Below are 26,857 nucleotides of genomic sequence, written 5' to 3' on the forward strand. Positions count from 1 at the left end.
GGAGACGCAGCATGGACCGATTCACCGGCGGGTGCCTATGCGGCAACGTCCGAATTGTCGCTTCGGGACGCCCATACCGGGTCGGCCTTTGTCACTGTCTCGACTGTCGCAAGCATCATGGAGCCCTTTTTCACGCTTCCGCGATATTTCCTCAGGATGCGGTGACGATCGACGGCGAAACACGCGACTACGCCGGGCGGTTTTTCTGTCCCCGCTGCGGCTCGTCCATTTTCGGACGCACCGGCGACGAAATCGAAGTGAACCTGGGATCCCTGGATGCGCCTGACCAACTGATGCCAACTTACGAAAGCTGGATCATCCGTCGCGAGTCCTGGTTGCCGCCGTTTCCGGTCACGAGACGATACGAGCGCGATCGTGACGCCACGGGTCGCTTTGAGGAATAGGTCGCACGAACCGTGCGACGGCGCCGGCGCGTCACTCCGGAAGGCCGGCCTTACGGAAGCCGCCAACGAAATGCTCAAGCGTCGCAGCGTCGCGGAATGGCTCCGTCGCCGCCCAGTGGCGGGTTGTGAAATGCGGGTTGCCGACGAGAAACAGTTCGACCTCTGCGCGCGCCTCGTCGAGCCGGCCGAGTTGGGCAAGGCTTGCCGCCAGGAAACGGCGTGAGCTTGTACGATAGGTCTCGTCCCTGCGCAGTGTCTCGACAGCGGCTTCGTATTCGCCGGCTGCATATTGCGCCTGGCCGAGCGCGAGATAATACCAACTTGCCGGAAACGGATTCAGCCGGAACGCCTTGCGAATGTGCTCAAGACCCTCCGCGACCCGTCCGGCCAGGACCGCGATGTCGGACAATGCCGCCCAGGCATCGGCCTCGTTCGGGTCGAGCTCGATCGCCTTGGCGAATTCCGCGTCCGCCTCCGCGAAGCTGCGCTCGTAGGCAAGCAGGTAAGCCAAAACCCAGCGGCAGCCGGCATCGTTGGGGTCGATCGCCACGGCTTTGCGCGCGAGTTCCAAAGCAGCGCTACGGGATGTTTCGGTTGGTCCGCCGGAATGCACCCATCCCATCCAGTGGTTCATGGCAAGCCAGCGATAGGCCTCGGCATATTCCGGATCGAGTGAAACCGCGCGGGTGAGCATCAGATGCGCTTCCCGCGCCGTCTGCGGCGAATCATCCATCAGCTTGCGCGCTCGCACGCAGAGATCGTAGGCCTCGAGATTTTGGGGCCGATTGCGCGGCGGCGGTGCGCGCAGCCGGCCGAGTAACGCCGCGACGATCTTGCCGGTGACCTCGTCCTGAACGGCAAAAAATATCTTCCAGGCTGCGATCGAAGCGTTCCGCCCATAGATGATCGCCACTCACCGCGTCGACCAGTTGTGCGTTGATGCGCACGTGCCCTGCGGCGCGCCTTGCGCTACCCTCCAGCAGGTAGCGCACGCCAAGGTCCTCAGCGATCCCGCGCACGTCCATCGCCTTTCCTTTGTAGGCAAAGGCCGAGTTGCGTGCGATGACGAACAGGCCGGAGACCCTCGACAAGTCGGTGATCAGGTCTTCGGTCAACCCGTCCGCGAAGGATTCCTGCTCGGGATCGTTGCTGACATTGACGAAGGGCAGCACGGCTATCGATGGTTTGTCGGGCAGCGGCAAAGGTTTTCGCTTCGCGACGCCGAGCTGTTCGCCGGCGCCCGTGAAGCGGTAGCCGACGCGCGGAACCGTGGCGATCCATTCACCGCCGTCGGCGGCCGGGCCAAGCAGCTTCCGCAGCACTGCGATCTGGACGGTGAGGTTGCCTTCCTCGACGGCTGTACCCGGCCACGCCGCGTCCATCAACTCAGCCTTTTCAAGGATTTCGCCGGGCCGTCCGACGAGCGCCGCAAGCAGCTTTAGCCCGCGGTAGCTAACGGCAACGGGGACATCGTTCCGAAGGAGCGTTCCCGCACCCGGATCAAGCACGAACGGACCAAAGGCAAAGCGCGGTCCCTGCATACGGCGCATCTATAGCCCGTTTGGAAGTTTTGAGAACTATTTGGGAGAGCTTAATTACGGCGCGGTTCGTATCCTGCAGAATTCAGCCTCTTTCAGGTCGAGGGCCCCACACTCCCAAAATCGTATGGGCCCCTCAAACCACATGGAGGTTGCCATGAACGATATTCCCACCTTTGCCTCGGCCCCGCTTGAGGCTACGCGGCCGGCGGAAGCATCGCCTCGGCGCTACAGCCTGGCGACGCTGCGAAGCATTATCGCGGCCTGGCGCGAGCCGACACGCTTTCGCTGGGATCTCAAGCGATTGGCGGAGACCAATCCCCATCTGATCGACGATATCGGTCTGACGAGGCGACAGGCCGAGGAAGAGATCGCCAAGCTGCCCTTCTGGCAGCGATAGGCGGATGCTGCAACAACACCGGATCACCAACGACCAGCGGCTGATTGCAGATGAAGACGAAGCCGCCGCCCCGAAATGATGATCACAGGCTAGTGGTCGCGGCGACAATCAACCCGCCCAACGGCAACATTGGTGAAGCCGGTACGAAGCGCTTCGCGTTCATCGCCGCTGTAGGCCAGAAGTTGAGCGCCATGAACGACGCCGCAATGGTGGATACGGCCAACGCCGCGGCGGGAAAGGGTCCACCCAAGGCCGTTGCGAGGCAAAGGCCGCCTGCGATCTCCAGCACCGATCCGGCCGCGAGAAGAGGCTTGGGAGCAGGAAGCCCCGCCCGGCCAGGGACGCTGCAATCGCCCGGAATCTGAGGACATGCTCGGCGCCCGCCCAGATCAAGACGCCGCCGAGCAAAACCAACCCGAGGTGGGAGGAACGCGATCATTCATTGCTGCCATCTTCGGTGTAAACCGCTAGCTCGTAACCGTCCGGGTCCACGAAATGAAAGCGCCGGCCGCCGGGGAAGCCATAAATCGGCCTGACGATCTTGCCCCCCGCTTCCTCGACACGCTTGACGGTTCCCGGCAGATCATCGGCATAGAGAATGACGAGCGGGCCTCCTCCGGACCTCGCTGGGCCAGCAGCAAAGCCACCTGACAAGCGCCCGTCGTTGAACTCGCAATATTGCGGGCCGTAGTCGGTGAAGGTCCAGCCGAACGCCTTTCCGTAGAAGTCGCGTGACCGCTGAATGTCTTTCACGTTGAATTCGACGTAGTCGATCCGTTGGTCGTTTTTGTTGCTCATGACGCATACCTCTCATGTGATGTACGACGCCGAAAGATAAGCACGCATGTCGCTTGCCTTATTGAACAGAACGGCCATTGACGTATGAGCCGCACACTGGCGATGCACGTCGCATCGCCCCCCACCTGCCCTCTTCGTTCCGGCCGGAAGAAAACAACCGATTCTTGCAACCGTTCTCGATTGGAAGACGTTGTCTCGAGCGACGGCCGAGCGCAGCCGCTGCGCCGTAGGTTCACCGCCGCTAATCCGAAGGGGAGCGAGATGAGCGATCCCGTCCCAGCGCAGGCAACGGGTTCATTTCAGCAACGTCCAGCGTCGGCGCGGCTTCGCGGGAGCTTTGCTTCGGTGTGGGTGCATCGAATGGACCCGGCGGGCTCACCGCCAATCGTCATCATGCCCGACACGACGATCGATTTGCAATGGATCGGAGACAGCTTCCGAATTGCCGGCCCTGACAAGGAACCGCAGACCGAGGTTCTAGCGGCGGACGAGGTCGTGATCGGCTTGCGCTTCCATCCTGCCGCGGCGGCGGCATGGCTCGGCGTGCCGCAAATCGAGCTGGTCGGCAAGAGGCTGTCGCTCGAAGATCTGTGGGGGGCGCGAGCTCGCCGCCTCGCCAGCCGCGTGCGCTCCAGCGACAGTCTCGAGGATCTGGCCTGCTCGCTCCAACAGGCCGTCGCCGAGGAGGTGCCCGCGCCCGCGACCGACGTTCCCATGCAGGCGGCATATCGTTTGATCGAGCGCGGGCCGCCACCCGACGCGCCGCTCGTCCCTTGGTTGATGCGCGCGCTCGAGATGAGCGAAAGGACGTTGCGCCGGCGCTTCGACACGAGCTTCGGCTATGGCCCCAAGACGCTTGACCGTATCCTCCGCTACCAGCGCTTTCTGCGGCTTTCCAGCCGCTCCAGCAGCTCCACCGCCATGCTGGCGGCCGAAGCGGGCTATTCCGACCAGGCGCATCTTGTCCGCGAGAGCCGCCGCCTGACGGGAAACACCCCGCGACAGATTCATCATCTGCTGCACTGCCAGTGAATTCTCGGCGCGTTCTTCGACCAGAGGAGACTGCTATGAAACCGCACATTCGGTTTTGACTATCGCTGTCGCCGACCTTGGCGGCCAGCACAACCCCGAGGGGCTGACTATGTTGCTCTATCCAGATTCGCCTCGCCTGCATGACGCATCATGCGGCGAAAGCTCATTGAGATATGCGCCCGCCTTATGTGCCCTATGGACTCCCAGTCACCGATCTCGGCGGCGGCAAGGACCTCTTCCATTTCGCGGCGGAACGCGGTGAACTCCTCGACAAGGCCCAATTGCGGCATCATCTTCAGGACGACGCGCGCGACCTGAAAATACAGGCGCTCGCTGATCTCGCGCAGCGGCTGGTTGCCGGTCATCGCCGTGAGCTCGTAGAAAAAATCCATGTTGAGGCGCAGGAAAGCGCGCTGGTCGGGATTGAGTATATCGGCATCGCAGCGCGCGATGAGCGCCCGTATCCGGTCGAGATCGTCCGCCGTGCGCGGGATCGGCGAAAGCTTGCCGACGAGGAGCGCCAACTCCAGGCGCAAATGATAGACCTGCTGCAATTCCTCGATATCGACATCGGTGACGATCGTGCCGACGCCATGGACGGATTGAACCAGACCCTCGGATTCGAGACGCGCCAGGACACGCCGGACCGGCGTGCGGCTGATCTCGAATTCCTGGGCAAGTTCTTCCTCGGACAGATGGCTTCCCGGCGCATAATCGAGCAGGCAGATGCGGTCGCGCAGTATCCGGTAAATGCGTTCAAATCGCTCCCGGGCCGAGAGCGGACGTGGCGCCGCGGCGGTCACGGCTGTGGGCGTGGCATCTGTCTCAAGCGTCATCCAGCCTCCAGGACAGCGTGCAGGAACTGCCGTGTCCGCTCGTTCTTGGGGGTGCCGAACAACTCGCCTGGCGGCCCCTGCTCGCAGATCTTGCCCGCGTGGAAAAAGCAGACGCGATCGGAGAATTCCTTGGCAAATCCCATCTGGTGGGTGACCATCAGCATAGTGAGGTCATGCTCCCTACCAAGTTTTCGGATGACTTCAAGCACTTCGCCGACGAGTTCGGGGTCCAGGGCCGAGGTCACCTCGTCGAACAGCATGATCTTGGGCCGCATGGCGCAAGCGCGTGCGATGGCGACACGCTGCTGCTGACCACCGGAGAGCTGCGAGGGATAGTGGTCCTTCTTATCCGATAAGCCGACCATGTCGAGCAGTTCGGCGGCACGCGCCTCGGCATCGGCCCGCTTCATGCCGAGCACGGTTATCGGTGCCTCGATGCAGTTCTGCATCGCCGTCATGTGCGGGAACAGGTTGAACGACTGGAACACCATGCCGATCTTAGCGCGGATCTTACGGATGTGGGCGAGATCGGCGGGAACAAGTTTGCCGTTCCTCTCCATATGGGTCAGCGGCTCGCCTTCAACCCAGATGACACCGTCATTGATCGTCTCCAGCGTCATCAGCATGCGCAGCACCGTCGTCTTGCCGGAGCCGGACGGGCCGATGATGGAGACCTTTTCGCCGCGTGCTATTTCCAGATTAAGCCCGTCGAGAACGGTTAACGTGCCGTAGCGTTTCGATACATTGTCGAAGCGAACCATCGGTTGTTCCGTCATCGCATGGTCCTCCGGTTGAGCAGGCCTTCGAGGGAGCGAATGAGCGCAGCAGAAACCAGGCTCATGGCAAGGAAGAACAGACCGACCAGCGTCATCGGCTCGGTGTAGCGGAAGGTTTCGGAGCCAATGATCTTGGCCGTCTGCATCAGCTCCAGCACGGCGATTGCGGACAGCAATGGCGTCTCCTTGAACAAGGCAACCAGATAGTTGCCGAGCGCCGGAACGATCGGCGGAATCGCCTGCGGAATGATGATGTCGCGGAACGTTGTCCAGGCCGAAAGATTAAGTGCGATCGAGGCTTCCCACTGGCCGCGAGGGATGTTGTCGAAACCGGCGCGATAGACCTCAGAGCAATAGGCGGCATAGTGGATGCCGATGGCCAGCACCCCGGCGGTGAAGGCGTCGAGCACGACACCGAATTTCGGAAAGACGAAATAGAGAAAGAATATCTGGATAAGCAGCGGGGTCGAACGGATCAGTTCGACCAGCACCGAAATTGTCCAGCCGGTCCACGGCACGGCGATACGGACGACGGCCAGCACCAGGCCAAGCGAGGCGGCAAGTGCAAAGCCGATCAGCGTCGCCTCGATGGAGACGATGGCCGCGCGGGCGAGCACCGGCAGGATTTCAAAAGCAAATGCCCAGTCCCAAATCATGCTGCCTTCCCTCGCGCCAGTCCGATCGATGCCCGCCTTTCGAGAAGCCGCATGCCGATGGTGAGAACCAGCGACATTGCCAGGTACATCAAAAGGACCAGTGTGAAGATCGGAATGGTCTTGAACGTATTCTGGTTCATTTGCTGCGCCTTGAAGGCGAGGTCGGAAAGCGTGATCAGCGAGACCAGCGCTGTCGATTTCAGAAGCTCGATGAACAGGTTGCCCCAGGGCGGGATCATCGCCACAAAGGCCTGCGGCAGGATGATCCGGCGCAACATCTGTGGCCGGCTCATGTTCAATGCCGTACACGCCTCCCACTGGCCGCGAGCGACCGACAGGATCGCGCCACGCACGACCTCCGACCCGTAGGCACCGACGTTCAGGCCGAGTGCCAGGACTGCCACCACGAAAGCGTTGATCGTGACGCCGAATTGCGGCAGCACGAAAAACAGCCAGAACAATTGTACCAATGCCGACGTTCCGCGGAAGATCTCGACATAGACCGTGGCCAGCCATCTGAGCGGCGCCGGGCCATACATCCGTGCAAGTGCTGCAAGCACGCCCATGACGATTGCGAGCAGGCTGCCGAGGACGGCGATCTCGATTGTCAGGACCGCGCCTTGCAGCAGCCCCGGCATGAACACTCGATAGCTTTCCTGTGTTGCCAAGGCGCCGATCACGACGAGCGCGATGACCAGCATGGCAACGAGCGTACGGATACCCATGCGATTCCCTCGGGAAAAAGGGCGGCGCTTTCGCGCCGCCGGCAGTTGGGAACCTACTTGCCCGCGCAAAGCTCCGCGGTGGTCTTGTTGGGGAGGTAGTCCTTGCCGAAGCCGAGGGGCTCGACCAGCGCGATATGCTCCGGCGAACCGATGAACTTCTTCAGCTCGGCGTTGAACGCCTCCAGCAGGTCTGTGTCTTCCTTGCGGAAGCCGAAGCCGCCATGGCCTTTCACCGATTTGCCGGCAACCTCGCCGAAGGGCTTGGTCGATTCGACGCCGTCGGCTTTCTTGGCCATATCGGCGATCGAAAGAGCGGTCAGCGCGGCCGCATCGGCGCGGCCCGACTGGACGGCCGCGACCAGGCTGGACTGGTCGGGCAAGGCGACGATCTGCCCATCAGCGACGCCCGCGTCCTTGGCGTAACCGCCTTCGACCGCGCCGGCCATCACGGCGAGCTTGAGATCCGGATTTTCCTTGAAGCTGGAAAAGTCCTTCACGCCTTTCGGATTGCCTTTTGCGACCAGCATGGCCTGACCGATGCCGTAGGACGGCTCGGAGAAATTGATCTCAGCGCAGCGCTTCGGGTTGATGAACATGCCGGCGGCGATGATGTCGAAGCGGCCGGCCTTGAGACCCGGGATGAGCGAACCGAATTCGGTCAGCACACCGTCAACCTGCGGGATGCCCATCTTGGCGAGCACCGCCTTGGCGACTTCAGGGGCCTCGCCGGTCAGCTTGCCGTCAGGCGTGGCGTAACCGAACGGCGCCTCGTTGGCGAAACCGACGCGGATGTAACCGTCCTTCTTGGCCCGTTCGAGGGTGGTTTCCGCGTGAGCGGATAGCGACGTCAATGACGTCGCGGCGAGCGCGATGCAGGCAGCCGCTTTCACGACCATGCGGCGCGATATCGATGAATTGAGCATGCTTTTCTCCCATTGGACAACTGTGGATGGTTCCCAGGGCGCGCCCTTCTTCGAGGTCGACGCCTGCTTGATAAGACGTATACAACTGCCCTAGACATTTCGCAAGCAGAGATATAGAAACCACGAAAATTCGGCGATAATTCGTAGTTAGCCAACAAATTGACGTCGAGTTGTGCACAATTTGGCCTGTTTGCCCATGTTGATCAAAGGGCAAGCGGCGTACCTGGAAGGCAGGATTTCGGTGGCGACTGCGAACGGGTTCGGGACATTCACGCAAGCGGAGTATGGGCAGCGCCTCGCCGGCGTGAAGACACGCATGCAAAAAGCCGGCTTCGATCTCATCGTCTGTCAGGATCCAGCCAACATGTGCTGGCTGACCGGCTATGACGGATGGTCGTTCTATGTTCCGCAGTGCGTCCTCGTCCATCTGGAGGAGGATCGGCCGATCTGGTTCGGCAGGGCGCAGGATGCCAAGAGCGCGCGCCTGACAACCGGCCTGCCGGAGACAAACATCGTGCCGTTCTCGGAGCGGCTGGTGCAGCAGCCCGTCGAACACCCCTATGACGAACTCGCCCGACTGATCCGGTCGCGCGGCTGGGAAAAGGCCCGTATCGGCGTCGAGATGGACGCGCATTATTACACTGCGCGCTGCCACGCCCACCTTGTCGAGGGACTGCCCGACGCGCACTTCGCCAACAACCACGATCTCGTCAACTGGGCGCGGCTGGTCAAATCCGAAGCCGAGCTGGTGCTGATCCGCGAGGCGGGTGCGATCTGCACGCATGCCATGAACCGTGCCATCGAGAAAATGCGGCCTGGTGTGCCTCAGAACCACGTCATTGCGGAAATCTATCACGCGCAGATCATGGGCGTGCCCGGATCAGGCGGCGACTATGCCGCGATCTGTCCGCTGATGCCCGTTGGCGAGGGCACTAGCACGCCGCACCTGACGTGGTCCGACGCGCCGCTGCCGGACAGCGGCCTCGCCATTCTGGAGATCGCCGGCGTGCGCCGCCGCTACCATGCGGCGCTGACCCGGACGGTACATTTCGGCAAGCCGCCGCAAGCCATCCTCGACATGGCCAAGGCGATCGTCGAGGGCGTCGACGCTGGCCTCGAGAAGGCGCGCCCCGGCAACACCGCCGAACAGGTGGAAGCCGCCTGGCAGGCAGTCCTGCGACGGAACGGGCTGAAGAAAGACAGCCGCGTAGGCTATCCGGTCGGGCTCGCATACCCGCCCGATTGGGGTGAACGCACCGCAAGCCTTCGTCCGGGCGATACTACCGAGATGCAGCCTGGGATGTGCTTCCATTTCATGGCCGGCGTTTGGCTCGACGATTTCGGCATCGCCATCTCGGAATCGTTCGTCGTCACGGAACGCGGCGGCAAACGCCTCTGCGATGTGGCGCGCGAACTCATCGTCATCGACTGACATGGCGGCCGGGAAACCGGCTGCCGAAAAGACCATGCCCGCCAGCAAGCCGGCAACAAGCACGAGGACGCCCGATGGACCGCAATCCTTTTTCCGAAGCCGAAATCGCCGGCCGCCTGGCAAAGGTCCGTACTGCACTGATTGAGCGTGAGCTCGACGCGGCAGTGTTTGCCTCGCCGGAGAACGTCTTCTATCTCACCGGGCTTGATCACTGGGGGTATTTTGCCCCTCACCTGCTGATTGTCCCGCTCCGGGGAAAACCTGTCCTGGTCACCCGCTCGATGGAGAAGGTGACGATCGAGAAGCAGGTGAAGGCAGCGGAATTCCGTGGCCATTCCGACAGCGAAACGGCGGCCGACCTTGCCGCGCGGGTGCTGGCAGAGCTCGGCCTATCCGGCAAGCGGATCGGCCTCGAATACTGGACAGCCGGCCTTAGCCATGGACTTGCCGTGGCACTCCAGATGAAAGCCGATGCAAAGTGGAGCGATGTCTCCGGTCTGATCGACAAAATGCGGCGGGTCAAAAGCGCCGAAGAACAGGCGCTGATGCGGCGGGCGGCACAAGTGACGGACGCCGCCGCCGGTGCCGCGATCGCGGCGATCTCCGATGGCGCTTCCGAACAGGAGGCCGCCGCCCAATGTGTTGCGGCAATGATCCGCGCCGGCGGTCATGCGCCGGGCTTCGGACCGTTCATCCGCCCGGCCGCGCGCCTGGGTGAAGAGCACACGACCTGGGGCGACGGGATCTACCGCAAGGGCGAGCCCGTCTTTGTCGAACTGTCCGGGTGCATCTCGCGCTACCACGCCCCGCTCGGCCGGCTCGTTCGCATAGGCCACATCAGCGATGAAGACGCCACAATGGCGGAGGTGACCGCCAAGGCGTTCAACGCGGTCGTCGAGGCGCTACGGCCGGGCGCCAAGGCGCGCGATGTCTACGCCGCCTGGCAGGCCGTCGCCGACGAGGCCGGTCTTTCCCACTATCGCCGCCATCACTGCGGTTACCTTGTCGGCGCCGGCCAGCCGCCGTCATGGACCGGCGGCAATTCGGTGACCGGCTTGAGGCACGATTCCGACCTCGAGATCGAGACCGGGATGAGCTTTCACATCCTGTCGTGGCTGATGGGAACGGGTCGCGGCAATGACTTCGTCTCCAACACGGTGCTGTTGACCGATGCGGGCGCTGAAGTGCTTACCCGCACGCCGGCCGGCCCCATCGTTCGATAGGCCTGCACACATGGCGCGCTACTCGGCATTTTCGATTTTACGCAACGCGCTTTCCGGCCAGAAGAATTGGCAGCGCGCCTGGCGGGCCGCGGAGCCAAAATCGTCCTACGATGTGATCGTTATTGGCGGCGGCGGACACGGCCTCGCCACCGCCTTCTACCTCGCCGAGAACCACGGCATCCGTGACGTCGCGGTGCTCGAAAAGGGTTATGTCGGCGGCGGCAATGTCGGCCGCAACACCACCGTCATCCGCTCCAACTACCTGCTCGACGGCAACACCCAGTTCTACGAATTCTCGATGAAGCTTTGGGAGGACATGTCTCAGGCGCTGAATTTCAACGTGATGTTCTCCCAGCGCGGTCAACTCGTCACGGCGCACTCGGCCGATCAGCTCGACGGTTTCAGCCACCGCGCCAACGTCATGCGGCTGAACGGCATCGACGCCGACATCCTCGACCGCGAAGACGTGCGCCGGCTGGTGCCCTATCTCGATTTTTCCGACACCGCCCGCTTCCCGATCCATGGCGCCATCTTTCAGGGCCGCGCGGGCACGGCACGCCACGACGCCGTCGCCTGGGGCTATGCGCGTGCCGCCGACAGCCATGGCGTCGACGTCATCCAGAACTGCGAGGTGACAGGCTTTGTCCGTGACGGCGACAGCATCGTCGGCGTCGAAACCACGAAAGGCCGGATCGGCGCCGGCAAGGTCGGCCTCGCGGTTGCTGGCCACACGTCCGTGCTCGGCGCCAAGGCTGGGCTTGAATTGCCGATCGAAAGTCATGTGCTGCAAGCTTTCGTCACCGAGCCGCTGAAGCCGCTGGTAGATCACGTCGTGGCCTATGGCGCCGACCATTTCTACGTCAGCCAGTCGGACAAGGGCGGGTTGGTCTTCGGCGGAAATCTCGACGGCTACAATTCATATGCCCAGCGCGGCAATCTCGGCGTCGTGCGCGAAGTGGCGGAGGCCGCGATTGCATTGATGCCGTGCATTTCGCGCGTCCGCCTGCTTCGACATTGGGGCGGCGTCATGGACATGACCCCCGATGCTAGCCCGATCATCTGCCCGACGCCGATCGAGGGTCTCTATCTCAACGGCGGCTGGTGCTATGGCGGCTTCAAGGCGACGCCGGCTTCCGGCTGGTGCTTCGCCCACACGATCGTCACCGGCAAGGCGCATCCCTTGATCGCGGCCTACGGGCTCGATCGTTTCCGCACCGGCCACACACTCGATGAGGCCGGTGTCGGCCCTTCCGCCTGGCTGCAATAGGAGGCGGGACAAAATGCTGCGCATCGAATGCCCCTGCTGCGGCCCGCGCGATCATGACGAGTTCCGCTATGGCGGCGATGCCTCGGTCAAGCGTCCGGCCCATGACGATCCCGATCCGGAGGCCTGGTACCGTTATGTCTATGTCAGGACAAACCCGGCCGGCGCGCACCGTGAATTCTGGCAGCACGTGACCGGCTGCCGGCAATGGCTGGTGGTCGAACGCGACACCCGCAACCATGCCATCGCAGCCGTCGACTTTGCCAGAAAATTGCGGGCCAGGAAATCAACTCTCAGGAAGTCACCGGCATGAGTTCAAACCGCAAACGGCTGTCGGTGGGTGCCCGCATCATTCGCGAGCAGCCGGTCGAGTTTACCTTCGACGGCCGCAAGCTGGCTGGATATCGCGGCGACACGCTTGCCTCCGCGCTGCTCGCCAATTGCGTCACGCTGGTCGGGCGCAGCTTCAAATATCATCGCCCGCGCGGCATTTTTTCAGCCGGACCCGAAGAGCCGAATGCGCTGGTTACGCTCGGGACCGCCGGGAGGCGCGAGCCGAATCTGCCGGCGACCACACTGGAACTCGCCGACGGTATGGTCGTGGAGAGTCAGAACCGCTGGCCATCGCTTGCCTTCGACATGCAAAGCGTCAACGGGCTGTTGGCACCGTTTCTGTCCGCCGGCTTCTACTACAAGACCTTCATGGGCCCGACGCGCCGCGCCTGGATGTTCTACGAGCACTTTATCCGCAAGGCTGCCGGTCTGGGCAGAGCCGGCACCGGCGCAGATCCCGACCACTACGAGGTTCGTCATGCCTTCGCCGATGTCGCCATCGTCGGCGGCGGCCCGGCGGGATTGTCGGCGGCGCGGGCGGCCGCCGCGGCCGGCGCGCGGGTCGCGCTGATCGAGCAGGATTTCGTGCTTGGCGGCCAGCTTCTGGCGGAACCGTCCGACAGCGCAGCGGCCGCATGGCTGCGGCAGGCCGAGGCCGAGTTGGAGGGCTTCGAAACCATCAGGGTGATGAAGCGGACGACCGCTTTCGGCAGCTATGACGGCAATGTCCTGGGACTGGTCGAACAGCGCGATCCAACCAATCCGCAGCCGAATGGCGAGACACGGCAAACGGTCACCGTGCTGCGCGCCCGCTCGATCGTTTTCGCCACCGGCGCCATCGAGCGGCCGATGGTGTTCTCGAACAACGACCGGCCCGGCGTCATGCTTGCCTCGGCCGCCCGGACCTATCTCAACCGTTTCGCCGTCCTGCCGGGCAAGAAAATCGTCGTCGCCACCACCAATGACGGTGCCTGGCGCACCGCCTTCGACTATGCCGCAGCCGGCGCGGAGGTGACGGTTGCCGATCTGCGCCCCGTCCCGCCCGCAGCACTTGCCGCAGAAGCCGCACGGCTCGGCGTGGTGGTGCGGGCCGCAACGCGCATTGTCGACCTGCATGGCGGCCATGCGATCAGGCGCGTAACGCTCAATGGTCCGGAGGGACAATCTTCGGCCGCCTGCGACCTGGTCTGCATCTCCGGCGGCTGGTCGCCAACCGTGCATCTCACCTCACACCTCGGTGTCAAACCTGTGTATCGCGACGACATTGACGGCTTCGTGCCGGGCGTCTTTTCAGCCAGCCAGTTCGGCGCCGGTGCAATGATAGGAGCCTATGCGACAGTCGCTGCCATCGAGGACGGCCATCGCGCCGGCATCGAAGCGGCAGCCTCCTGCGGCAAGTCGGCACCAGTGTCCGCTCCATCGAAACTCGATCTCGGTGAGACCGGCTCGAGCGTCCTTCGCGAAGCCCTGCCCGCTGGACGTGCAAAGGCCTTCGTCGATTTCCAGATGGACGTGACAACCGGGGATATCGAGCTCGCCCATCGCGAGGGCTATGAATCGGTCGAGCACCTGAAGCGCTACACTACGCTCGGCATGGGCACCGACCAAGGCAAGACCAGCAATTTTCCCGCACTTGCCGCGATGGCAGCGCTGCGCAACGCAACGATTCCTGAGACCGGCACCACGACCTTCCGCCCGCCCTATACGCCGGTTGCCATCGGCGCGCTTGCCGGGCGCGCCATCGGCCATCATTTCAAGCCGATCCGCCGCACGCCGATGCATGACTGGCACGTGGCGAACGGCGCCGAGATGCTCGAGGTCGGGCTCTGGATGCGGCCCTATTTCTACCGGCAGTCGGGACGTGACGTGAACGACGCCTATGTCGCCGAAATGCGGAATGTGCGCCAGGCCGGGGGGCTGATGGACATCTCCACGCTCGGCAAGATCGATGTCCAGGGCCCGGATGCGGCAATCTTCCTCGATCGCGTCTACGCCAACGGCTTTGCCAAACTGGCGGTAGGCCGCGCCCGCTACGGCATCATGCTGCGCGACGACGGTATCGTCTTCGACGACGGCACCACGACGCGGCTGGCGGAAAACCGGTTCTTCATGACGACCTCGACCGCCAAGGCCGCCGATGTGCTGTCGCGTCTCGAATTCCTGCTCGACACGGCCTGGCCGGATTTGCGTGTGGCCGTCACCTCGGTCAGCGATGAATGGGCGGCAATGTCGGTTGCCGGGCCTAACAGCCGCGCAATTCTCGGTGCTGCTTTTCCTGCCCTTGACGTTTCCGATGAGGCACTTCCGCACATGGGACTACTCGAAAGCGAGTGGGAGGGCCGTGGGCTCCGCATCTTGCGTCTCAGTTATTCCGGCGAGCGCGCTTACGAAATCTATGTCGGCGCCACTGCCGGTGAACAGCTCTGGAGCTGTCTGCTCGAAGCCGGCAGACTGCTCGAGCTGAAGCCGTACGGCGTCGAGGCGCTTGGTGCGCTGCGGGTCGAAAAGGGCCATGTCGCCGGACCTGAGATCGACGGGCGCACGACGCTCGACGATCTCGGCCTCGGCCGCATGGCCGGCAAGCGCAGCGGCTTCGTAGGCGACGTCCTGCGACGGCGCCCTGCCCTCCAGGCCCCCAACCGACAGCGCCTGGTCGGACTGGAATGCATTGAGGACGGAAAACGCCTGCGCGGCGGCGCCATCCTGTTCCTGCCGGATGAGAAACTCCATGGCCATGGGCGCGGTCGCGTCACCTCTGTCACTTTCAGCCCCGAATGCGGCCATTATGTCGGGCTGGCCCTGCTTGCCGGTGATGTCGCGGCAGAAGGAAGCGAGGTCGTAGCAGTTTATCCGATGAAGGCCGAAACGGTTCGCGCCCGCGTTGTCTCGCCGGTATTCGTCGATCCACAGGGAGAACGGCTGCATGGCTAGCTTGACCTCTTCTCGGGATTTCAGCCTGTCCGTGGCAGATTGTCCGCTCATCCAGATCGAGGGCTGGGACGCGACATTGACGCAATTCGAAAAGAGCGTCTCGGCGCCGCTGGGCAAGAAACTTCCCGCTTCGGTCGGAGAGACGGTTCGCCACAAGGGGTTTCTGATTATCCGCGTTGCACCTCGCCGCCTCTGGCTGGCTCTCGACGAAGGCACGCAAGCGCCTGCGCTTGCCGTCGACCCCGATCTCGGCTGTTCCGTTCCCCTCGCGGAAGGTCGTGTTCGTTTGAAAATGGCCGGCCCTGGTATCGCAAGGCTTCTGTCCGGCTGCATTGCCGTCGACTGGCACGCGCCGGCCGCCGCTCCGGGCCGCGCCGTGCTGACATCCTTCCATCACGTGTCCGTGCTCTTCCTGCGCACCGGCGAGACCGCGTGCGAACTTATCGTGCCGCGAAGTTTTGCCCGCAGCCTCTCGGATTGGATCGCCGACGGCTAGCCTGGCCGAGATCCGCCAATTCGAGGGCGCAGCTGAGGTCCGCCTAACTGACGGCAAAGCTGCAACAGGCTGCCAGGCCCTCGCCAGGCGCAAGCACCGACAGTCCATTCCATTTGTCGATCGAACCACGATTATGAGCATCGACAGCATGACTGACCGGTTCAAAACAGAAGAAGTCGCTCTCGTCCGATGGCGAATAGACCAGGTAGAAATTCAAGGGCGATGAAGCTTCAATTCGCAGGCTGCAACTGTGCTCCGGCCACGATATGGTGGCGACGCCGCTCCAACCGGCAAACAGATTGTTTATCCATCCACTCGGCAATACGACTGGGGCGCCGAAATCCCAATCGGGATGGGTTTTGACATCCACAAACCGTTCAGGGAGATGGTTGGGCAGTTCGAGACAAACCTGCGAGGCCGGCGCATGAAGCGCGGTTCGTGCCGTTCTCGGGAACCATGGATGGATGCCAAGTCCGAACGGCAATCTGATCGATGCCTGATTGACGATGCGAAGGTTCAACTCGAATCCCTGTCCGGCCAGCGCGTAGCTCACCTCGGCGCGATATCGGTATGGGCCGGGCCCGTTGCTGATGAGCGACAGCTTCGCGTTGTCTTGCGCTACGCTGTCGACGTCCCACTCGCTGGAAGATCCATTGCCGTGGATGGGAAATGGCTCGCCTGCAACATTGGCAGGCAGTTCGTGGAATTTGGAGTCGAATGTGAACCCGCCGCCCGAGATGCGATTTGACCACGGCAAAAGCAGGTTGCAGGCAAGGTCGAACGGGTTGCTGCTCCCGCCATCCGGCCATGGCCGGAAGAGCGGCACGCGCCCATAGTCCAGTCTCGCAAGGCCTGCCCCAAGCGATGGGACAATTTCAGCGGACAGGTCTCCGCTTCTGATCTTGATCGTCCGGACCATCAGTTTCGGACGGTGTCGGCCTTGGCAGCGGCGATCGGCTGTTGATGGCGGCCTTTGCGAGCCACTGCAAGAAGGTCGTTCGACGCGATACCGATGAGCGCCTTCATCTGATCGTGAGCGTCGTCGGCCCTGCGCATCCTAATTGCCTCCAGCACGTCGCCATGCGCGCTGAGCGTCTGCTGGTAATTGGCGGTGGCCGATGTGGTCAAGCGGAAGGAGAAGCTGAGGGCGGCCGCGAGCATATTGCCGAGATTGGCGAATACCGGGTTGCGGCTGGCACGAAGGATGGCGGTATGAAACCTGACGTCGGCGTCGAGACACGCAGCGAGATCGTCCTGCGGAGCAATGCGCATGGCTTCATAGGCCGCTTCGATGACTGCGAGATCGCCTGACGTCGCCATCTTGGCGGCAAGTTGGGCGGCAGCGGGTTCAATGACCAGTCGCGCTTCGATCAATCCGCGGACGAAATCGAGGTCGGGCTCGATATCGCGCATCCATTCCAGAACCTGTGCATCCAGCCTGTTCCATTCGCTCGACGCGCGCACACGCGTCCCGGCCCGCTTGCGTGCCTCGATCAGTCCTTTCGCCGAAAGCGTCAGAAGAGCATCGCGAAGTGCAGTGCGGCTCGCCCCGTAGATGACGCAAAGTTCGGCTTCCGTTGGCAGCACGGAATGCTGCGCGTAGGAACCGGCGAGGATGCGCTGTCCTAGATCGCGTGCGATGCGATCCTTGAGCGATGACGTGGTGCCATCTGCGGCAGGAATGTCCTGCTTGCCCTGGCCAGTCGAAGCGATCGCCGCGTCCATCGTCATGTCCTGTTCAAGTGGTACTCGGCAATTACCACAGCAAGTATCAGCAGCGAGCCCTTGGCAAGCAACTGATAGAAGGTTGGCACGGAGGTCAGTATCATTCCGTTGTTGAGGACGCCAATGATGGCGACGCCCAGCAGCGCGCCGATGATCGTACCCTTCCCGCCCTGCAAGGCGCAGCCACCCAGCACGGCCGCTGTGATGGCCTCGAGTTCCAGACCTTGGGATCCGGATACGGGCTGCCCCGAGCCGGTACGGGCAGCCAACAGAATCCCGGCCAATCCAGCCGTCACGCCACTCATGATGTAGATGCCGACGCGGTAGCGGTTGATGTTGATGCCGGAGAAGCGCGCGACAACGGGATTGCCGCCCAGGGCATAGATGTTACGCCCAACGATCGAGCGGGCAAGGAAGAGATGGAACACGATCGCGGTCAGCAAGAGAATCCAGATCAGCAGAGGCAGGCCGAGGATTCGCCCGATCCCGATGAAGCGGAACGTGTCGCTGAAGATCGCGATCGATTGCCCATCGGACATGATGAATGCGATGCCGCGGAAGATCGCCATCGTACCGAGAGTCGCGATGACTGCGTTGACCCGCCCATAGGTGATGATGATGCCGTTCACAAGACCGGCAAGACCGCCCAGGACCAGGCCGGCAACAATGCCCACCGCAGGCGAGCCCGTCGACTGGATGGCCATTGCCGTCGATACAGTGGTCAGACCGACAATTGCGCCGACGGCGATATCAAGTCCGCCCGCGACAATGACCACGGTCTGGCTCATCGCCAGAACACCCAGGATGGTGATGCCCAGGCCAATGTTCAGCAGGTTTCGGCTTGAGAAGAACACGTCGCCTCTCAGGGTGCCGAAAATGAGCACGAGGATGGCGAGAGCAACCAAAAGGCTTATATTGTGAATGCCGATGCGCTCCGCGATGCGCAAGGAGGCGCGCCTTTTGTCGGTTTGTGCTGTTGCTGTCCTGAGCTCAAGGCTGTTCACTGAATTTGTCCTCCGAGCGATGGTACAGATTGCGGCATTGCGTGTTTCAGGATCGTGGCCTCGTCAATGTCGGGGCGGGAAAGTTCGGCGGTGATCCGGCCTCCAGCCATGACGAGCACCCTGTCGGCGAGCCCGATCAGTTCCGGCATTTCCGAGGAAATCAGGATTATGCCGATGCCGCTGGCGGCGAGTTCATCGATCAGGCGATAGATTTCCGCCTTGGCGCCGATGTCGATGCCGCGGGTCGGTTCGTCGAGGATGAGAAGCATCGGCTGCCGCGCAAGCCAGCGCGCGAGAACGACTTTCTGTTGATTGCCGCCCGACAGTTTCGAAACCTGTTCGTCGAGGTTAGGCGCCTTGATCGACATCTTTGCTGCGAGCGGTGAGACGATCTCCTGCGCCTTGCGCCGGTTGAAGAAGCCGAAGGTCGACGTCCTGTCGGGCACGCAAAGCGAAGCGTTGTCAAGAATGCTGCGGAACAGCAGCAGGGCTTCGTGCTTGCGGTCTTCCGGGGCGAAGCCGATGCCCGCCACGATCGCTGCATGCGGGCTGTTAGGGCCAACGGGCACGCCATTCATCGTTATGGTTCCGCCGAGCCGCCGATCATAGCCGACGATCGCCTTCGCCAGTTCGGATCGGCCCGCCCCCATAAGGCCGGCGATGCCGAGCACCTCACCGCGGCGGACCTTGAGGCTCACATCGGTGACGCGGTCGGTGGTCAGGCCCGTCACGTCCAGCAACGGTTTTCCCGATTGCCACGTCTCGCGCGTAAACAGATCGGCGATGTCGCGGCCCACCATGAGCTTGGCTATGGTCTGCTCGCTGGCACCGGCAGCGGGGGAGTCATCGACCAGCCGGCCATCCCGCAAAACGACAATGCGGTCTGCTAGGTCGATGATCTCGTTCAGCCGGTGAGAGATGTAGACGATCGAAGTGCCCTCTTCGCGCAGCCGGCGGATTACTGAAAACAGACGGCGCGCTTCGTCGTCGGTCAGTGACGAGGTCGGCTCGTCGAACGCAATCAACTGGCCGCCGGCACGTATTGCGCGCATGATTTCGATCATCTGACGCTGCGCCGGACCGAGCGTGCTGCAGAGTTGCCGCGGCCGCATATCCTGTTGCATGCCGAAGGTCGCAAGCACCCGGTCGGTCTGCTCCTCCAGCCTGTGCCAGTCGAGCAGGACGCCCGCCAGCCGCGGCAGTTCCCCAACGAAAATGTTCTCGGCCACGGTCAGGTTCGGAACGATCTCCGGCTCCTGATGGATGACGCGTATTCCGGCCCTATGGCTGTCGCGCGGTTCGCTGAAAACGATCGGCGTGGAACCGTGCCGCACAGTGCCGCTGTCGGGCTCGAACACGCCCTCGAGAATTCGCATCATCGTCGATTTGCCGGCCCCATTCTCGCCAACCAGGGCGAGCACCTCTCCCGGCCGAAAGGCAATCGAGACGTTGTCGAGCGCCTGCACGACGCCGAAGCGTTTGGATATCCTATCGAGCGAGAAGAAATCCGATTGCATCAAAGCTCACTCCCGAGGATCGATCCTGTGTCGGTGGCGTGTGTGCGCTGACAACCTGCCGGCCAAAAAGCGTCATGCGCCCTACGGCGCATGACGCATAGCCGGTTCAGTGGCAGAGCTTGGCTTTGTAGGCCGACGCAAAATTGTCGGCGGTGATGTATTCCGGGTCGGTGAAGGATTGAACCGGCAGCTTCGTTCCATCCTTGATCGAGGCCAGCAGAATCTTCACCGCAAGCGCGCCGTGATTTTCCGAATTGAGCCACATCGTGCCACGGAATGCCGAGGGCTTTCCTGATCCGAAGGCGTCGCAGGCGCGGCTCCCATCGATGCCTATCCCCATGCCCTGGTCTGCGGTGTAGCCGGCATTCTCCAGTGCTCGCGCACCACCCAGTACGCCATCATCGTTGCATGAGTAGAATATCCAGTTCGTGACGCTGGGATTGGCCGTCAATGTGGTGGTCATCACGTCGATGGCGTTGACCATCGTGTTGTCGTAGGGGACGCGCACGATATTCCCGGGCTTGAAATCGGGCACCGCCTTCAGGAACGCTTCCTCCGCGCCCTTGTTGCGCTGCATGCAGGTGTCGGCCTTGCGGTCCTCGATCGAGGCAATGCGCACCTCTTTGCCCGCCCAGCCGTCGGCCTTGTAGAGCTTGGCGAGCTCTTCGCCCACCCGCGCACCGATGTTGTAGGCATTCATGCCGACATAGGGGACCTGGGTGCCATCCTGGTAGTAGATGTCGTCGTCGACCGCCACCAAGGGAATTTTTGCGGCCTTTGCTTTCTCCGCGATGACCGGTCCCAGCGCCTTGTCGGGGACGACGATGGCGATGCCTTTCACACCATCGCCGACCATCGTATCGAAGGTCGTGATCGTCAAATTGGCGTCGAACTGGACGTCCTGCGACACGAACGCGGCCCCTGCCGCCTCAGCCGCTTTCCTGGCGCCACCAACTTCGGCGACAAACCATGGATGGTCACCCATCTTGTTGATGTAGCCGATCTTGATTTCGTCTGCGCTTGCTGTGCCACCCATCAGTCCGGCAGCCAGTACCGCAAATGTCGCCAAAGCCTTTGTTGTGGTTTTCATGAAAATCCTCCCTGAGAGCTCTTTGGTGGTTGCTAGTCGTGGTAGAGAACCGAGCGCCCACCATCGATGGTGATCGTCTCGGCATTTATGAACGGGGCTTCGTCCGAAGCGAGGAAAACCGCCGTCATTGCAACCTCGTCCGGCCGGCCGATGCGCCTGGGCGGATGGAGGTCGTAGGCTCGCCGCTTCTCCTCGGCGGGGTTCGGGAATGTGTTCCAGTAGGCGTCCGCGATCGGCGTCTCGATATAGCCGGGGGCGATCGCGTTTACCCGGATACCGCGTGCGGCGTATTCGATGGCCAGCGAACGGGTCAGGCCCAAAAGTGCGTGCTTGGCGACCGGATACGGAAACGTATGGGGAATGATCTGGAAGGCGTGACAGCTCGCTATGTTGACGATGGACCCCGAGCCCTTCGCCAGCATCGTCGGCAAAACCGCCTTGGCGCAGAACCACGCGGCCTGGAGGTCGAGCTTGAGGCAGCGCTCCCATTCCTCATCCGGCATCATCAATGGTTCGTAGAAGACGTTGGCACCGGCATTGTTGACCAGAATGTCGACGCCGCCATAGGCCGTGATCGTCCGCGCGACCATGTCCGCGACTGCGGATGCGTCGGTGACGTCAGTCTCGACGAACAGGGCGTCCGCGCCTTGTGCCAGCAGTTCGTCGGCGATCGCTTTCCCGCTTGCCGCATTCAGTTCGGCAATAACGGTCTTTGCCCCATGCATCGCAAAGGCGCGGGCGGTGGCGGCACCAATGCCCTGGCCCGCTCCTGTGACGATTGCGATCTTTCCTTGCAGCCGGTCTGCCATTGCATTCACCAGTCGACCACGGTGCCGTCCGGCATAACGGCGTTACGGGCATGCAGCACTTCCTGCTTGAAGGGGTGGCGCGCGATCACGTCCTCATTGACGGTGACGCCAAGGCCCGGCAGTTCGGGCAGATCCCAGCGGCCGGGTTTACGCTGAATTGGCCAGGTGACGACGTCGTCGTACCAGGCGACGGCACCGGACATCTCTTCCTGAATGACAACGTTCGGCGTCGATATGCCGAAATGAAGAGCAGCCACGCCGGCGATCGGGCCAAGCGGGTTGTGCGGCGCAAGGCCGATGCCTGCGGTTTCCGCCATGGCCGCGATCTTCTTCGTCTCGAGCAGACCGCCAGTGTGGCAAATATCAGGCTGGGCAATGTTGAAGGCGCGGGCTGCGATCGAGTGCGTAAATTCGCGGCGCCCGATCAGCCGCTCGCCGGAAGCGATCGGCACGGCCGATCGCGCCGTGATATGCGCCAGTCCGGCAACATCTTCGGGTGGAACGGGTTCTTCCGCGAACATGATGCGGGCCGGCTCGATTGCCTTGAGGTAGTCCATCGCTGCGTTAACCGATGCAGGGCGTCCGTGGAAATCGACCATGATGTCGATATCCGGGCCTACCGCCTCGCGAAGTGAGCCAACCATATTGGCAACGGAATCGACTGCCTTGGCGGGCGATACGTAGTGGGTGTAGGGAACGCAGACGACCTTGACCGCATCGTAGCCTGCTTGCGTCACGATGCGTCCGCGTTCTGCGATGGCATCCACGGATCCGGTCTCATAGACCGCCTTCATGTCCCCGAGGCCGAGATGCGTGTAGGTGCGCAGATAGTCGCGGACCTGGCCGCCCAGAAGGCGCCAGACGGGGACGCCCAATGACTTGCCCAGGATGTCCCAGAGCGCGATCTCGATGCCGCTGACGGCAGACATTCCCTCGACGCCAAGACGCCAAAAGCCGTGGCGCGTAAGTATCTGGTAGCACTGCTCCACGTTGCGCGGATCTTGCCCGACGAGCAGGGCCTCAAGATCCTGAAGCGCCCCAACGACGGCTCGGGTCTTCCATTCCAGCGTCGCCTCACCCCAGCCAAACAGCCCGGGCTCGTCGGTTTCGATCCGAACGAAGACCCAGTTGCGCATTTCCGCATTGCAGACGCGCGCCTTGATGGCCGTGATTTTCATCGGTCCTCCCAGACCTGCCGTCTTTTTTGAAGGCAATATGTATGATTTATTACAGATAATATGGACGAGTCAAGCGCAACGTCGCTGTGGACCAAGGCCACGCCTCGATGTTCAGCTCGCAACCATCATGTTCCTCGCCGCCCATCCAGCGCAGGCATCAGCAGCTCGCTCAGCTTGCCTGATCAGTATTCGCCAACGTCGATGACAGCCCGGGCAAAGGCTTGCGGGGCTTCTTGAGGCTAGTTGTGGCCGATACCGCCGGTGATGATCCGGTGCGTGTATCTGCCCGAGAATTTCTTGGCGTAGGAACTGCTTTCGGGATGGGGTGCGCCATTGGCATCGCCCTCAAGGGTAATGGTCGGCACTGTGATGACGGGAGCTTCGGCCAGCCGGTTTTCCAGAACGTCATATTCCGGCTCGCCATGTGCCAGGCCGAGCCTCCAGCGGTAATTGTGTATGACGATGCTTACGTGATCCGGGTTGTCCAGGGCTGCGGCGCGCTCAGCCGAGTTCGGTGGCGGCGAACGTCATTGCAGTCGCCCCGACAATGCGCCGGCGGCGATGATCAACCGTGTCGGGGGCCTTACTCGCATTCATGATGAAGCCTCTATGACGACCAACAAGCGGGAACGACTATACTGCCCGCATCGGCCGACAGGAAATATTGCGCTTATTTCGATGGTGACTGCGCCGAATCCAGTATTGCAACCACTCGGCCAGGGGGCAGTGCGGCGAGTTCTGACGGAATGTCAGTAAGGTCCAGCGTTTCCTCGATTTCCCTTCGGAGAAATTCGAGATGTAGGCCGTCCCCGCGCTTGGAAGCGGCAGGATGTAGCATCCGCAGAAACGGCAGCATGAGAATGACTCCTGATCTTCTGGCGGGGAGAGAGGATATGTTGCGTCTGATCTTATGCTCGGGGCCACCCTCGGCTTTAGGCGAGGCCCTCACGATCCATTGCGATGCGCACAGCCGGTCGGGCAGCCATTCGGGCGCGAAGGGCTTGCAAAGGCGCGGGAACAGGGACGTGGAAGCGGGCCGCCCAAAGCAGCATCACGAAAAGATAAAAATCCGCGACGCTGGGTTTGTCGCCGAACAGATAGTCGGTCTTGAGCCCGTCTGCGAAGAACTCGAGTTGGCTCGTAATCGTCGCGCTCGCCTTGGCCTTTTCAGCATCGCTGCTTTGGTGCCACATCGGCTTGAAGCTTCGATGTATTTCAGTCGAGACATAGGTCAGCGCTTCGAGAACGCGCGTACGGCCCAAAGGCCCTTCCACTCCCAGTGCCGGGTATCGCGACGCGAGCCAATCGAGGACGGCGATGTTTTCCGTCAGCGTTTCGCCGCTATCCAGCACGAGGGCTGGAACATACCCCTTGCGCGTCACGGTGGTGAAATCATCCCCGGAGGCCGTCCGCTTGGTTTTGAGATTGACGGTTTCGCGCTCGAAGGATGCACCAGCCTCCTCCAGCGCGATGTGGTCGGCCAGGCTGCAGGCGAGAGGGCTGTAGTAGAGTTTCACCGCTTTTCCCTTTTCTGAACCCGATTGAATCGCGCTGGTCGTCGTCGGGCGGAAAACCTGCCACGCGAGACAACCGCTCCAAGAACTCGCACTTGGCGGGGACGGCGACTACGACACCGACAGCTAGACGTGCCTATGCCGAGGTATGGTCGGGCTGAAGTTTGGGATCGCCGTGCGCAATGCCGGGGCATATCGGTTATCTGGACGAATCCAGAACCTTCCATGATGGCATCATCGCCAGCCCGGCCAGTCCTTCGCTCAGGAAATCCTAAACGAAAGTATTGGACGCGCGTGCCGTTGGCACGATGGCTCACACCCGGCCACGGCCGGCATATTCGGCGCGGCATGAGCAGACTGGAAAGGCGAAAGCCGTGGCCTGCTTTTGCGATTGCCACCAACGCGATGACGCAGCTTCCAACAACAGGAGTCGCCATCATGGCCGACCTTTCCGAAACCTCCACAGCCGAGCACACATTGCGCGTCGAAGCGCCCGCCGCGATCGAGGTCGACGTCTCATCGCTGACGCCGGGAACGTCGCTGATCGTCGACTGGCATGGCAAGCCGGTGGTCGTACGCAACCGCTCCGAAAAAGAGAGGAAAGACGCCGAGGCGGTCAGTCTCCCCGAGCTCAAGGATCCAATCGCCCGCAATGCCAACCTGCCGGCCGATGCGCCGGCAACCGACGCCAACCGAACTGTGCCGGGCAAGGAAGCCTGGGTAGTGATGATCCAGGTCTGCACCCATCTCGGCTGCATCCCGCATGGTCAGGAAGGCAATTTCGACGGCTGGTTCTGCCCCTGCCACGGTTCGCAATACGACACCGCCGGCCGCATCCGGAAGGGGCCGGCACCAGAGAACATGGCGGTACCGGTGTTCCAGTTCGTTTCCGACACCAAGATCCGTATCGGCTGAGGCAGGGGGCTTTCGATGAGCGGCGACAAATACTCGACCTATACGCCCAAAACCAGAATCGAACGTTGGCTCGACGCCCGCCTGCCGCTGCCGCGGCTGGTCTATGACAGCTTCATCGTCTATCCCGTCCCGCGCAACCTAAACTACGCTTATACGTTCGTACGTTCGGCGGCATCCTCACGATCATGTTGGTTTCACAGATCCTGACCGGCATCGTGCTGGCGATGCATTACGCTCCTGATACGGGGCTGGCCTTCAATTCGGTCGAGAAAATCATGCGCGACGTGAATTCGGGCTGGCTGCTGCGCTATCTCCATTCCAACGGCGCGTCGTTCTTCTTCGTCGCCGTCTACATCCATATCTGCCGCGGGCTGTACTATGGTTCGTACAAGGCGCCGCGTGAGCTGCTGTGGGTGCTCGGTTGCACCAACCTCCTGCTGATGATGGCGACGGCCTTCATGGGCTACGTGCTGCCTTGGGGACAGATGTCGTTCTGGGGCGCTACTGTCATCACCAACTTCTTCACGGCCGTCCCACTGATCGGCGACTGGCTCCAGCAGCTTTTGCTCGGCGGCTTCGCGGTCGATAATCCGACGCTGAACCGCTTCTTTGCGCTGCATTACCTGCTGCCATTTGTGCTTGCGGGCGTGGTGACCTTGCATATCTGGGCGCTTCATGTCGTCGGCCAGAACAATCCGACCGGCATCGAGGTCAAATCGAAAACCGATGTCGTGGACTTCACGCCCTATGCCACCGTCAAAGATGCCTTCGGCATCCTCGTGTTCCTGTTCGTCTTCGCCTACTTCGTCTTCTACTTGCCGAACTATCTCGGCCATCCAGACAACAACAGCATCGCCAATCCGCTGAAGACGCCGGCCCACATCGTGCCGGAATGGTACTTTCTGCCGTTTTACGCGATCCTGCGCGCCATCACCTTCAATATCGGGCCGATCGATTCCAAGCTCGGCGGGGTGCTCGCGATGTTCGGCTCGATCGCGGTGCTGTTCCTGGTGCCGTGGCTCGACACCTCGAAGGTGCGCTCGGCAGTCTATCGCCCCTGGTACAGGGTGCTCTTCTGGCTGTTCGTTGCCAATGCCCTCTTTCTCGGCTGGCTCGGCTCCCGGCCGGCGGAAGGCGCATACGTCGTCATGTCCCAACTGGCGACGCTTTACTATTTCGCGTTCTTCCTCATCGCCATGCCGGTGCTCGGGCTGATCGAAAAGCCGCGACGGCTGCCGAATTCGATCACCGAAGCAGTGCTCGAAAAAGACAAGGCCAGGGGCAGAGGCCCGATCGCCGGGCCGGAGACCAAACATTGAACTGGGCATTGCGGTGATC

Annotated in this window: 25 protein-coding genes and 3 pseudogenes; 12 read left to right on the plus strand and 16 right to left on the minus strand. The window is 62.1% G+C overall.

Annotated elements, in window-relative coordinates:
* Window positions 1–11 precede the first annotated feature (11 nt).
* Window positions 12–404 (plus strand): GFA family protein, encoded by a 393-nt coding sequence (locus NKH98_RS12395; RefSeq protein WP_352898770.1) that lies wholly within the window; start codon window positions 12–14, stop codon window positions 402–404.
* Window positions 405–435: 31 nt separating this feature from the next.
* Here NKH98_RS12395 and NKH98_RS12400 read toward each other — a convergent pair.
* A pseudogene (locus tag NKH98_RS12400) lies at window positions 436–1,945 on the minus strand (winged helix-turn-helix domain-containing tetratricopeptide repeat protein).
* Window positions 1,946–2,099: 154 nt separating this feature from the next.
* On the opposite strand from NKH98_RS12400, the gene NKH98_RS12405 reads away from it, so the two are divergent.
* Window positions 2,100–2,342: a DUF1127 domain-containing protein gene (locus NKH98_RS12405; protein WP_254818534.1), complete on the plus strand. Its 243-nt coding sequence runs from the start codon at window positions 2,100–2,102 to the stop codon at window positions 2,340–2,342.
* Window positions 2,343–2,392: 50 nt separating this feature from the next.
* Window positions 2,393–2,707: a hypothetical protein gene (locus NKH98_RS12410; protein WP_352898771.1), complete on the plus strand. Its 315-nt coding sequence runs from the start codon at window positions 2,393–2,395 to the stop codon at window positions 2,705–2,707.
* A gap of 70 nt (window positions 2,708–2,777) precedes the next feature.
* Here the strand turns inward: NKH98_RS12410 and NKH98_RS12415 are convergent, their stop codons facing one another.
* Window positions 2,778–3,140 (minus strand): VOC family protein, encoded by a 363-nt coding sequence (locus NKH98_RS12415; RefSeq protein WP_352898773.1) that lies wholly within the window; start codon window positions 3,138–3,140, stop codon window positions 2,778–2,780.
* 261 nt (window positions 3,141–3,401) lie between these two features.
* Here NKH98_RS12415 and NKH98_RS12420 point away from each other — a divergent pair, with 261 nt between their 5' ends.
* On the plus strand, window positions 3,402–4,172 hold the full coding sequence (locus NKH98_RS12420) for a helix-turn-helix domain-containing protein (protein ID WP_352898774.1): 771 nt from the start codon (window positions 3,402–3,404) through the stop codon (window positions 4,170–4,172).
* Between the two features lie 107 nt (window positions 4,173–4,279).
* Here the strand turns inward: NKH98_RS12420 and NKH98_RS12425 are convergent, their stop codons facing one another.
* Genes NKH98_RS12425 through ehuB form a run of 5 tightly spaced genes read right to left on the minus strand, consistent with a single transcriptional unit; the run spans window position 4,280 to window position 8,088 of the window.
* Window positions 4,280–5,008 carry a GntR family transcriptional regulator gene (locus tag NKH98_RS12425; RefSeq protein WP_352898776.1) on the minus strand — a complete coding sequence of 243 codons (729 nt, stop codon included), beginning with the start codon at window positions 5,006–5,008 and terminating at the stop codon, window positions 4,280–4,282.
* On the minus strand, window positions 5,005–5,784 hold the full coding sequence (gene ehuA / locus NKH98_RS12430) for an ectoine/hydroxyectoine ABC transporter ATP-binding protein EhuA (RefSeq protein ID WP_302895675.1): 780 nt from the start codon (window positions 5,782–5,784) through the stop codon (window positions 5,005–5,007). Before ehuA ends, NKH98_RS12425 begins: the two co-directional genes overlap by 4 nt.
* Entirely contained in the window at window positions 5,781–6,440 is a 660-nt protein-coding gene (gene ehuD, locus NKH98_RS12435) for an ectoine/hydroxyectoine ABC transporter permease subunit EhuD (RefSeq protein WP_254818530.1), read from the minus strand. Before ehuD ends, ehuA begins: the two co-directional genes overlap by 4 nt.
* Window positions 6,437–7,165: an ectoine/hydroxyectoine ABC transporter permease subunit EhuC gene (ehuC, locus tag NKH98_RS12440; RefSeq protein WP_254818529.1), complete on the minus strand. Its 729-nt coding sequence runs from the start codon at window positions 7,163–7,165 to the stop codon at window positions 6,437–6,439. Before ehuC ends, ehuD begins: the two co-directional genes overlap by 4 nt.
* A 53-nt stretch (window positions 7,166–7,218) precedes the next feature.
* A complete protein-coding gene (gene ehuB, locus NKH98_RS12445) occupies window positions 7,219–8,088 on the minus strand; it encodes an ectoine/hydroxyectoine ABC transporter substrate-binding protein EhuB (protein ID WP_352898778.1) in 870 nt (289 codons plus the stop codon).
* A gap of 235 nt (window positions 8,089–8,323) precedes the next feature.
* Between ehuB and NKH98_RS12450 the strand changes: the two genes are divergently transcribed.
* The 6 genes from NKH98_RS12450 to NKH98_RS12475 all read left to right on the plus strand — a co-directional run bounded on the left by NKH98_RS12450 (window position 8,324) and on the right by NKH98_RS12475 (window position 15,767).
* Entirely contained in the window at window positions 8,324–9,520 is a 1,197-nt protein-coding gene (locus NKH98_RS12450; RefSeq protein ID WP_502894248.1) for a M24 family metallopeptidase, read from the plus strand.
* A 74-nt stretch (window positions 9,521–9,594) separates the two neighbouring features.
* The gene (locus NKH98_RS12455; RefSeq protein ID WP_352898780.1) at window positions 9,595–10,743 is read left to right on the plus strand and encodes a M24 family metallopeptidase; all 1,149 of its coding nucleotides are present in this window, start codon (window positions 9,595–9,597) and stop codon (window positions 10,741–10,743) included.
* Between the two features lie 10 nt (window positions 10,744–10,753).
* Entirely contained in the window at window positions 10,754–12,010 is a 1,257-nt protein-coding gene (locus tag NKH98_RS12460) for a sarcosine oxidase subunit beta family protein (protein WP_352898781.1), read from the plus strand.
* 13 nt (window positions 12,011–12,023) lie between these two features.
* On the plus strand, window positions 12,024–12,320 hold the full coding sequence (locus NKH98_RS12465) for a sarcosine oxidase subunit delta (RefSeq protein ID WP_352898782.1): 297 nt from the start codon (window positions 12,024–12,026) through the stop codon (window positions 12,318–12,320).
* Window positions 12,317–15,271, plus strand: coding sequence for a sarcosine oxidase subunit alpha family protein (locus NKH98_RS12470; protein ID WP_352898784.1), 2,955 nt, complete (start codon window positions 12,317–12,319; stop codon window positions 15,269–15,271). Before NKH98_RS12465 ends, NKH98_RS12470 begins: the two co-directional genes overlap by 4 nt.
* The gene (locus NKH98_RS12475; protein ID WP_352898786.1) at window positions 15,264–15,767 is read left to right on the plus strand and encodes a sarcosine oxidase subunit gamma family protein; all 504 of its coding nucleotides are present in this window, start codon (window positions 15,264–15,266) and stop codon (window positions 15,765–15,767) included. Before NKH98_RS12470 ends, NKH98_RS12475 begins: the two co-directional genes overlap by 8 nt.
* A gap of 43 nt (window positions 15,768–15,810) precedes the next feature.
* Here the strand turns inward: NKH98_RS12475 and NKH98_RS12480 are convergent, their stop codons facing one another.
* From NKH98_RS12480 to NKH98_RS12520, 9 genes and pseudogenes are all read right to left on the minus strand, one after another.
* The gene (locus NKH98_RS12480) at window positions 15,811–16,686 is read right to left on the minus strand and encodes an aldose 1-epimerase (RefSeq protein ID WP_352898789.1); all 876 of its coding nucleotides are present in this window, start codon (window positions 16,684–16,686) and stop codon (window positions 15,811–15,813) included.
* On the minus strand, window positions 16,686–17,492 hold the full coding sequence (locus NKH98_RS12485; RefSeq protein WP_352898791.1) for a FadR/GntR family transcriptional regulator: 807 nt from the start codon (window positions 17,490–17,492) through the stop codon (window positions 16,686–16,688). The genes NKH98_RS12480 and NKH98_RS12485 overlap by 1 nt, the downstream gene beginning before the upstream one ends.
* Before the next feature lie 2 nt (window positions 17,493–17,494).
* Window positions 17,495–18,439: an ABC transporter permease gene (locus NKH98_RS12490; RefSeq protein WP_352898792.1), complete on the minus strand. Its 945-nt coding sequence runs from the start codon at window positions 18,437–18,439 to the stop codon at window positions 17,495–17,497.
* Between the two features lie 53 nt (window positions 18,440–18,492).
* Window positions 18,493–20,013: a sugar ABC transporter ATP-binding protein gene (locus NKH98_RS12495; RefSeq protein ID WP_352898795.1), complete on the minus strand. Its 1,521-nt coding sequence runs from the start codon at window positions 20,011–20,013 to the stop codon at window positions 18,493–18,495.
* Between the two features lie 106 nt (window positions 20,014–20,119).
* On the minus strand, window positions 20,120–21,103 hold the full coding sequence (locus tag NKH98_RS12500) for a substrate-binding domain-containing protein (RefSeq protein ID WP_352898798.1): 984 nt from the start codon (window positions 21,101–21,103) through the stop codon (window positions 20,120–20,122).
* A 32-nt stretch (window positions 21,104–21,135) separates the two neighbouring features.
* Complete coding sequence (locus NKH98_RS12505) at window positions 21,136–21,912, minus strand: SDR family oxidoreductase (protein ID WP_352898799.1); 777 nt, start codon at window positions 21,910–21,912, stop codon at window positions 21,136–21,138.
* A gap of 5 nt (window positions 21,913–21,917) precedes the next feature.
* Window positions 21,918–23,090, minus strand: a complete 1,173-nt coding sequence (gene dgoD, locus NKH98_RS12510; protein ID WP_352898801.1) for a galactonate dehydratase — start codon at window positions 23,088–23,090, stop codon at window positions 21,918–21,920.
* A 239-nt stretch (window positions 23,091–23,329) separates the two neighbouring features.
* Window positions 23,330–23,587: pseudogene (locus tag NKH98_RS12515) on the minus strand (alpha/beta hydrolase); the annotation flags it as partial.
* A 435-nt stretch (window positions 23,588–24,022) separates the two neighbouring features.
* Window positions 24,023–24,607 (minus strand): glutathione binding-like protein, encoded by a 585-nt coding sequence (locus NKH98_RS12520; protein WP_352476729.1) that lies wholly within the window; start codon window positions 24,605–24,607, stop codon window positions 24,023–24,025.
* Between the two features lie 435 nt (window positions 24,608–25,042).
* Between NKH98_RS12520 and petA the strand changes: the two genes are divergently transcribed.
* Window positions 25,043–25,519: a ubiquinol-cytochrome c reductase iron-sulfur subunit gene (gene petA, locus NKH98_RS12525; protein ID WP_352898803.1), complete on the plus strand. Its 477-nt coding sequence runs from the start codon at window positions 25,043–25,045 to the stop codon at window positions 25,517–25,519.
* Window positions 25,520–25,534: 15 nt separating this feature from the next.
* A pseudogene (locus NKH98_RS12530) lies at window positions 25,535–26,838 on the plus strand (cytochrome b).
* Window positions 26,839–26,857: the final 19 nt, after the last annotated feature.

This window comes from Mesorhizobium sp. M0833 (assembly GCF_040319905.1).
Lineage (GTDB): Bacteria > Pseudomonadota > Alphaproteobacteria > Rhizobiales > Rhizobiaceae > Mesorhizobium.

Coding starts and splice junctions, on each gene's coding strand:
- dgoD (WP_352898801.1), bottom strand. CDS start 23,090: ATGAAAATCACGGCCATCAAGGCGCGCGTCTGCAATGCGGAAATGCGC.
- NKH98_RS12455 (WP_352898780.1), top strand. CDS start 9,595: ATGGACCGCAATCCTTTTTCCGAAGCCGAAATCGCCGGCCGCCTGGCA.
- NKH98_RS12425 (WP_352898776.1), bottom strand. CDS start 5,008: ATGACGCTTGAGACAGATGCCACGCCCACAGCCGTGACCGCCGCGGCG.
- petA (WP_352898803.1), top strand. CDS start 25,043: ATGGCCGACCTTTCCGAAACCTCCACAGCCGAGCACACATTGCGCGTC.
- NKH98_RS12415 (WP_352898773.1), bottom strand. CDS start 3,140: ATGAGCAACAAAAACGACCAACGGATCGACTACGTCGAATTCAACGTG.
- NKH98_RS12470 (WP_352898784.1), top strand. CDS start 12,317: ATGAGTTCAAACCGCAAACGGCTGTCGGTGGGTGCCCGCATCATTCGC.
- NKH98_RS12500 (WP_352898798.1), bottom strand. CDS start 21,103: ATGAAAACCACAACAAAGGCTTTGGCGACATTTGCGGTACTGGCTGCC.
- NKH98_RS12405 (WP_254818534.1), top strand. CDS start 2,100: ATGAACGATATTCCCACCTTTGCCTCGGCCCCGCTTGAGGCTACGCGG.
- NKH98_RS12480 (WP_352898789.1), bottom strand. CDS start 16,686: ATGGTCCGGACGATCAAGATCAGAAGCGGAGACCTGTCCGCTGAAATT.
- NKH98_RS12465 (WP_352898782.1), top strand. CDS start 12,024: ATGCTGCGCATCGAATGCCCCTGCTGCGGCCCGCGCGATCATGACGAG.
- NKH98_RS12495 (WP_352898795.1), bottom strand. CDS start 20,013: ATGCAATCGGATTTCTTCTCGCTCGATAGGATATCCAAACGCTTCGGC.
- NKH98_RS12460 (WP_352898781.1), top strand. CDS start 10,754: ATGGCGCGCTACTCGGCATTTTCGATTTTACGCAACGCGCTTTCCGGC.
- NKH98_RS12395 (WP_352898770.1), top strand. CDS start 12: ATGGACCGATTCACCGGCGGGTGCCTATGCGGCAACGTCCGAATTGTC.
- NKH98_RS12505 (WP_352898799.1), bottom strand. CDS start 21,912: ATGGCAGACCGGCTGCAAGGAAAGATCGCAATCGTCACAGGAGCGGGC.
- NKH98_RS12475 (WP_352898786.1), top strand. CDS start 15,264: ATGGCTAGCTTGACCTCTTCTCGGGATTTCAGCCTGTCCGTGGCAGAT.
- ehuC (WP_254818529.1), bottom strand. CDS start 7,165: ATGGGTATCCGTACGCTCGTTGCCATGCTGGTCATCGCGCTCGTCGTG.
- NKH98_RS12485 (WP_352898791.1), bottom strand. CDS start 17,492: ATGGACGCGGCGATCGCTTCGACTGGCCAGGGCAAGCAGGACATTCCT.
- NKH98_RS12410 (WP_352898771.1), top strand. CDS start 2,393: ATGAAGACGAAGCCGCCGCCCCGAAATGATGATCACAGGCTAGTGGTC.
- ehuD (WP_254818530.1), bottom strand. CDS start 6,440: ATGATTTGGGACTGGGCATTTGCTTTTGAAATCCTGCCGGTGCTCGCC.
- NKH98_RS12420 (WP_352898774.1), top strand. CDS start 3,402: ATGAGCGATCCCGTCCCAGCGCAGGCAACGGGTTCATTTCAGCAACGT.
- ehuB (WP_352898778.1), bottom strand. CDS start 8,088: ATGCTCAATTCATCGATATCGCGCCGCATGGTCGTGAAAGCGGCTGCC.
- ehuA (WP_302895675.1), bottom strand. CDS start 5,784: ATGACGGAACAACCGATGGTTCGCTTCGACAATGTATCGAAACGCTAC.